Source organism: Mycobacterium sp. (assembly GCF_035653355.1).
Classification (GTDB): domain Bacteria; phylum Actinomycetota; class Actinomycetes; order Mycobacteriales; family Mycobacteriaceae; genus Mycobacterium.
Map to the genome: position 1 here is coordinate 1 of NZ_DASRBZ010000282.1, position 6,074 is coordinate 6,074.

Below are 6,074 nucleotides of genomic sequence, written 5' to 3' on the forward strand. Positions count from 1 at the left end.
CATGGTGTCGTAGGAGGTGGCCTGTGCAGTACCACTCCAGCTGGCACCGGCGATGTTGACCGACGACGCCCACATCTTGCGGGCCTCGTCCTCAACGGTCTGAGCGTGCACGTCGAAACGTCCCGCCATCGCCCGCATCTGGTCCGGATCGGTCATAAACCGAGTTGGCATTGATATCTCCTTAGCTCGAAATCAGCTGGCTGTGATGGATGTGGTGGCCGGACGTGTCACGCGATGGCGTAACCGCCGACCCGGAAATACACGGCTGGGCCCCCCTTTCCTAACCGGCGTAAACCGGGCGTTGCACCACGGTGGGACGGACATCGAAGCGCGGAGTTGAAGCCATAGGAGTCGGCCCGGCGCGGCCGGTCAACGGCGCCAGCGGCGCGCCGAGCATGCTTCCCGGGTTCGCTGCGCCGACCGCCGGCGTAGCGGCACTGGCAGTGGTGGCCGGCAACGACGCGGCAACGGGGTTGAACGCCGGAGCGGCCGACGCCCAACTCTGCGGCACCGACAGCACGCCGACTGATGTCGCCCGGCCCAGGCCGGCAGTCACCGCGGCACTGCCCAGGCTCGGTGAGGCGAGCGCCCCGGAGCTGCTGCCCAGCGCGGAACCCAGCCCTGGGAAGTTGCCGAACATGCCCATAGCGGGAGTCACCGACCGCATCACGGAACTGGCCGAGCCGAGCATCGATGCGCCCGAAGCACCCAGCGACGCCGACGAGCCCGCACCGGACGCGACGCTGGCGCCGGAGGTCAGGGCCGTGGACGAGGTCGTCAGACCGGTCAATGCCGTCGCCGACGATGTGCCTGAAGACGTCGATGACGCCGTCAGCGGCGCGGACGTCGTGGCGGCCAGCGGCATCGACATCGTCGATGTCAGCGGTGCCACGGTTTGCGCGCTGGCGCCGGCTCCAGTGCCGGCAGCTTGCGCCGCCGCCGCGGCCTGAAGGGCCGTTCCGCCTGCGGTGGTGGTCGGCATCGGCGGGGTGAACGGCGCGAACGTCGATGCCACCTGCGCTGCCGCTTGATAGCCGAACATCGCCGCGGCGTCCTGCGCCCACATCTCCATGTAATGGGCCTCGGTGGCCATGATCGCCGGTGTGTTCTGCCCGAAGAAATTGGTCGCGATGAGCATCATCAGCAGCGCGCGGTTGGCCGCGATGACCGGCGGGGGCACCGTCATAGCGAATGCCGCCTCATAAGCGGCCACCGCCGCCTTGGCCTGAGCACCGGTCTCGGCGGCCTGCCCGGCGGTGCTGCTGATCCACGACACGTACGGGGTGGCTGCGGCCGCCATCGCCACGGATGACGGCCCCAACCACCCAGCGGCCAACTCCGAGATCACCGAGCTGTATGAGCTTGCCGTAGCGTACAAATCGGCCGCCAACGCGTCCCAGGCCACGGCGGCGGCAAGCATCGGCCCCGCTCCTGGACCGGCGTACATCCGCGCGGAGTTGATCTCCGGCGGCAACAGCGCCCAATCCAACATCTAGATATGCCCCCGCCAGAACCTGCTACTGAGCGGCGGCCGCGTTGGCGGCCTCGGTGACCGCGTACGACGCAGCGCTGGTACCCAAGGTGTTGACGAACTGCTCGTGGATCGCCGCGGCCTGCGCACTGACCGCCTGGTACATCTGCGCGTGCGCGACGAACTGCGCGGCCGTCAGCGCCGACACCTCGTCGGCAGCCGCGGGAACCACGCCCGTCGTCGGAGCGGCCGCAGCCGCGTTCTGCGCGCTCATCGAAGCGCCGATGCCCTGCAGGTTGGCAGCCGCCGCCGTCAACGCTTCCGGCTGCGTGGTTACGAACGACATGTAAGCTTCCTTCCCCTCGATAGCTGAGAGCAATCGCTCCGTGCATGAGAGTAGAGGCCTGAGACACGCTTTGCCGCCCCCAACGGCCGGTGTTCGAAAGTGTTCACCCATCGGCAACAACTGTTCATCTAGGGCAACATTTCATTAACACTGCTGAAGACGACGAAGTCCGTGCAGGTCGTTTTGGCTACCTGTGCGACGCCCCGAGTGTTGGCGATCACCCGCGGGCCACGGGCTGCCGGTCGGACTGTCGGGCGGCGGATAAAAATCTGGGCTGAAAAAACTGCCTTGTGCGCTCAGTAGCGCAGCGGCAATGCCTTGAGGGCGAACGTCTTCGCCGGGAACGAGATCTCGGGTGTGTAGCCGGGAGCCAGTTGGAACTCAGGGATCTTCGCAAGCCACTCGCCGATGATGACCGTTAATTCCATCCGTGCCAAATGAGAACCCAGACACCGATGCGGTCCGCCGCCGAATCCCCAGTGCCGGTGCACCTTGCCGTCCATGACCAAATGGTCGGTCGAGGTTGCGTCGCTGCCGTCCCGGTTGACGGCGGCCATGCACAACCGCACCGGCGAGCCTGCGGGTAGCGTCATGCCGCCGACGGTGACGGCCTGGGTGGTCACTCGGGGCGCCACCGGCGCCGATGGCTCGAGTCGTACGATCTCTTCAATGAAAACCCTGATTTGCCTGGGGTTTTCGCGCAGATCGTGACGCAGCTGCGGTCTGCGCGCCAATTCGAACAGCGAGAAACCGATGGCTGCGGTCACGGTGTCCAGCCCCGCCAGGATCAACAGGTGGCTCATGCCCAGCAGCTCAAGATCGCTGAAGGCGCCGTCGCCTGTCATTACTTGCGACAGCATGTCCGAGCCGGGGTTCTTCCGGCGGTGTTGGATGGCGTCGGCGAGATAGGCGAAAAGTTCGCGGCCCGCGGCGAGATCATCCTCGGTCAGGTAGTGCTTGTCGGCGATGATCGCGTCTTTCCAGGCGATCAACCGGTCTCGGTCTTCCAACGGCAGCCCGTACAGGTCCAGGAACACCTGAAACGGGTAGGGAGTGGCCAGCTCCGCCATTGCTTCGCACTCACCCCGGCTGGCCACGGCATCGATCATCTCGGCGGCGTGGCGGCGGAGTAGGGGCAGCGACTTGCTCAGTGCGTGCGGGCTGAAGTACGGCTGCAGGATCTTGCGGTATCGGGTGTGCTCCGGTGGGTCGAAAGCGAGCGGCAGGACGGGCAACGGCAGATCCGGGGGCTGGAGCGCCAATCTCGACGAGAAGATCTTCGGATTGCGCAACGCGAACAGCACATCCTCACGCCGCGTCAGGTAATAGAACCCGTTCATGAACACCACCGGGCCGGCATCCCGGAGGGTCTTCCACCCGGCACCGCGGTCGAAGGCCATCGGCAGCGTCGAGTATTCAAGCCGCGGAAGATAAAAGGTTCCAGGGCCTTCGTCCAAAGTGCTCAATGTCTCCGGTGTCCGCCTCTCGCTTTTCACGCCCGCCGCAGCCGCTGCGAGCCACTCGATATCGTATGCGCGGTGCCGCGATGTTCAATTCGGCTGCGCAACAAACCGCGTTCACCGATAAAAAACGCGAAATGGCCTTTGGGAAAAGATTGTCGCGCCGCTGCGCACCGACCTTGAGCGGCCCGATCGATCGGCGAAATGTCTTCTAGACTTACCCCGGGTAACCGGTCGGCTGAGCGCGGTCAAGGGAGGAAACCCCATGCGGATTCGTCTCGAAAAGTCGAGATGTGTGGGACATGCGCAGTGCTACGCCGTCCACCCAGACCTTTTCCCAATCGACGACTCCGGCTACTCGATTCTCGAAGAGCGCGAGGTCAAACCCGAGGACGCACAGTTGACGCGCGACGGTGTGGCCGCGTGCCCCGAAATGGCGTTGATCCTGGAAGAGGACTGACAGCAGCTGCGCTTGTCGAGAGAACGACGGATGGTTCGCCTGTCGTTATCCGGCGAACGGCGGACGTGCCATCACGGTCGGGCGGAACCCGTATCGGGGACCAGTACCGGCTGCACCGTGCCCGGCGCCCGCCAGCGGCATCCCACCCAGCAGGTTTCCGGCACCGCCGGTTTCCGGGGCCGCGCTGACGCTGCTGATCGGCAGCGGGGAAGCGCCAGGGCTTACCGAGGGCGCGGCTCCGGTCCAGGTGGGTGGCGCCGACAGCCCGCCGATAGGGACCGCCTTGCCTATCCCCGCAGACACCGCCGCGGGGGCGCCGCCCCCGCCGCTGCCGAGCAGTCCGCCGAGCGCACCCAAACCCCCGCCGCCCGCGGCTTTCGCCGCGCCCGCGGCGGCCGCAGGCGCGGACCCGCCGATCAGCCCCATGGTCTTCGCCATCTGGACGAAGTTGTTGCCCATACCGATGCTGAAATAAGGGAGACCCTCGGTGTTGTAGAAGAAACTTGCGTACGGCTGAAGGCCGTTCAAGACTCCCGCCACCGATGTGGGCGCGCTGTCCTGCCCGGTCAAGATGCCCCAGATTGACGACAGCGGATCCGTGGCTGTCGACGAGCTGGCCGAGGTCGGTGTCGCAAGGCTTTGCAGCGCGCTGGGCGTGCCGTTGACCAGCTGTGACAGCGTCTGGGTGCTGGTTCCGGCCGACATGCCAGCGGCTTGGCTGACTGCGGCGCCTTGCAGCGCTTGCCCGGCCGGGTTGGTGGTCTGGGCCGGCGATGCGAACGGCATCACCTTGGTCGCGGTCGCCGACTGGCCGGCGTAACCGTACATCGCGGCGGCATCCTGAGCCCACATCTCGCCGTATTGGGCCTCGAGCTGGGCGATTACCGGCGTATTTTGGCCGAGGACGTTGGTGGACACCAGCTGATGCACTTGGGCGCGGTTGGCCGCGATCACCGGCGGCGGCACCGTGGCGGCGAATGCCGCCTCGTAGGCGGCCGCGGCGGATCTGGCCTGGGTGGCCGAATGCTCGGCTTGGGCCGCGGTGGTGCTCAGCCAGGCGACGTGGGACTGCGCAGCATCCGCCGCCGACGCCGATGCAGGACCCAGCCACTCCTCACTTGTCAGCTGGGTGATCACTCTTTCATAGCCAATGGCGGCGGCGTTCAGCTCAGCGGCCAGACCGTTCCAGGCCGATGCGGCGGCCATCATCGGCGCCGACCCAGGACCGGCGTACATCCGCGCGGAGTTGATCTCCGGAGGTAGGGCCCCGAAATCCAGCACGTTCGACAATCTCCTTAGCTCGCCGCGACCGCGTTGGCGGCCTCAGTGGCCGCATAGGAGCCGGCGCTCACGCCCAGCGTGTTCACGAACATCTCGTGAATCGCCGCGGCCTGGGCACTGACCGCCTGGTACATCTGGGCATGCGCGGCGAACTGCGCCGCCGTCAGTGCCGAAACCTCGTCGGCCGCTGCGGGAACCACCCCAGTTGTCGGGGCAGCCGCCGCCGCGTTCTGGGCGCTCATCGCCGAACCGATCCCTTGCAGGTTGCCGGCCGCCGCCAACAACGCCTCAGGCTGCGTGGTCACGAACGACATGCGGTTCCTCCTCGGACAAGGCTGAGCTTCAACAATCTTCGCCGAAGTCGCTCGGTAGTGAGATTAGCTGGCGTGCCGCCGAATACGGATTGCACACGCCAACTGTTCATTCCGGAATGACCACTGTTCATCCACTGGTAGCAGCTGTTCATTTACCGTTCGGTTTCCAGTCCACTCGGGTAGCCACTGCCTGCAGGAACGCGAGGTCTGGCCGCTGCGCGTGCAGAGCGCGGCGCGCTGCTTGAGGACTGCTGCGAGGCGCCGTCTGCGGATAAAAATCTGGTCGCGAATAACCCTGATCGACGTTGGCGATGGTTGCGCTATCCGGCCGAGGGTGGGCGTGGCATGACGCTGTAACGGAAGCCGTAGCGGTGGGTGAAGCCGCCGGCGGCCCTGCGGCCGGTGGCTCCCAGAGGCATGCCCCGCAGCAGCCCACTGGGCCCGCCGTGGTCGGTGCCGGCGCTGATGCCGCTAAACGGCGCCATCCCCGCCGGGGAGTTCGCCGTCGACGCACCGGCGGCCCAACTCGGCGGCACCGACAACGACCCGATCGAGCCGGCCTGGCCGACACCCGCCGACACCGGCGCACCACCGCCGGCCAACCCGGACAAGCCGCCGAGGCTGGGCAGACCGGCCCCGGGCAGAGGCGCCGACCCGATGGTTCCGGCGCCACCCGCAGTGCCCGGCACCAACTGATTCGCGATCGAGACAGAAAACTGCTGCATCCCCATCGCGAAATAAG

8 protein-coding genes are annotated in these 6,074 nt (G+C 66.5%); 1 reads left to right on the forward strand and 7 read right to left on the reverse strand.

Going from position 1 to position 6,074, the window contains the following annotated elements; genetic code table 11:
• From VFA16_RS09710 to VFA16_RS09725, 4 genes are all read right to left on the reverse strand, one after another.
• Positions 1–171, reverse strand: a 171-nt coding sequence (locus VFA16_RS09710) for a WXG100 family type VII secretion target (RefSeq protein ID WP_324967611.1), incomplete at its 3' end; no start/stop codon positions are given.
• A 109-nt stretch (positions 172–280) separates the two neighbouring features.
• On the reverse strand, positions 281–1,489 hold the full coding sequence (locus VFA16_RS09715) for a PPE family protein (RefSeq protein ID WP_414687681.1): 1,209 nt from the start codon (positions 1,487–1,489) through the stop codon (positions 281–283).
• Positions 1,490–1,517: 28 nt separating this feature from the next.
• Complete coding sequence (locus tag VFA16_RS09720) at positions 1,518–1,817, reverse strand: PE family protein (RefSeq protein WP_083090078.1); 300 nt, start codon at positions 1,815–1,817, stop codon at positions 1,518–1,520.
• 296 nt (positions 1,818–2,113) lie between these two features.
• Positions 2,114–3,217, reverse strand: coding sequence for a cytochrome P450 (locus VFA16_RS09725; protein WP_324967612.1), 1,104 nt, complete (start codon positions 3,215–3,217; stop codon positions 2,114–2,116).
• A 325-nt stretch (positions 3,218–3,542) separates the two neighbouring features.
• On the opposite strand from VFA16_RS09725, the gene VFA16_RS09730 reads away from it, so the two are divergent.
• On the forward strand, positions 3,543–3,737 hold the full coding sequence (locus VFA16_RS09730; protein ID WP_324967608.1) for a ferredoxin: 195 nt from the start codon (positions 3,543–3,545) through the stop codon (positions 3,735–3,737).
• A gap of 45 nt (positions 3,738–3,782) precedes the next feature.
• On the opposite strand, the gene VFA16_RS09735 is transcribed toward VFA16_RS09730, so the two are convergent.
• The 3 genes from VFA16_RS09735 to VFA16_RS09745 all read right to left on the reverse strand — a co-directional run.
• Positions 3,783–5,015 (reverse strand): PPE family protein, encoded by a 1,233-nt coding sequence (locus VFA16_RS09735; protein WP_324967613.1) that lies wholly within the window; start codon positions 5,013–5,015, stop codon positions 3,783–3,785.
• Between the two features lie 17 nt (positions 5,016–5,032).
• Positions 5,033–5,332 carry a PE family protein gene (locus VFA16_RS09740; RefSeq protein ID WP_324967609.1) on the reverse strand — a complete coding sequence of 100 codons (300 nt, stop codon included), beginning with the start codon at positions 5,330–5,332 and terminating at the stop codon, positions 5,033–5,035.
• Positions 5,333–5,652: 320 nt separating this feature from the next.
• On the reverse strand, positions 5,653–6,074 hold a 422-nt coding region (locus VFA16_RS09745), incomplete at its 5' end, for a PE/PPE C-terminal domain-containing protein (RefSeq protein ID WP_324967610.1).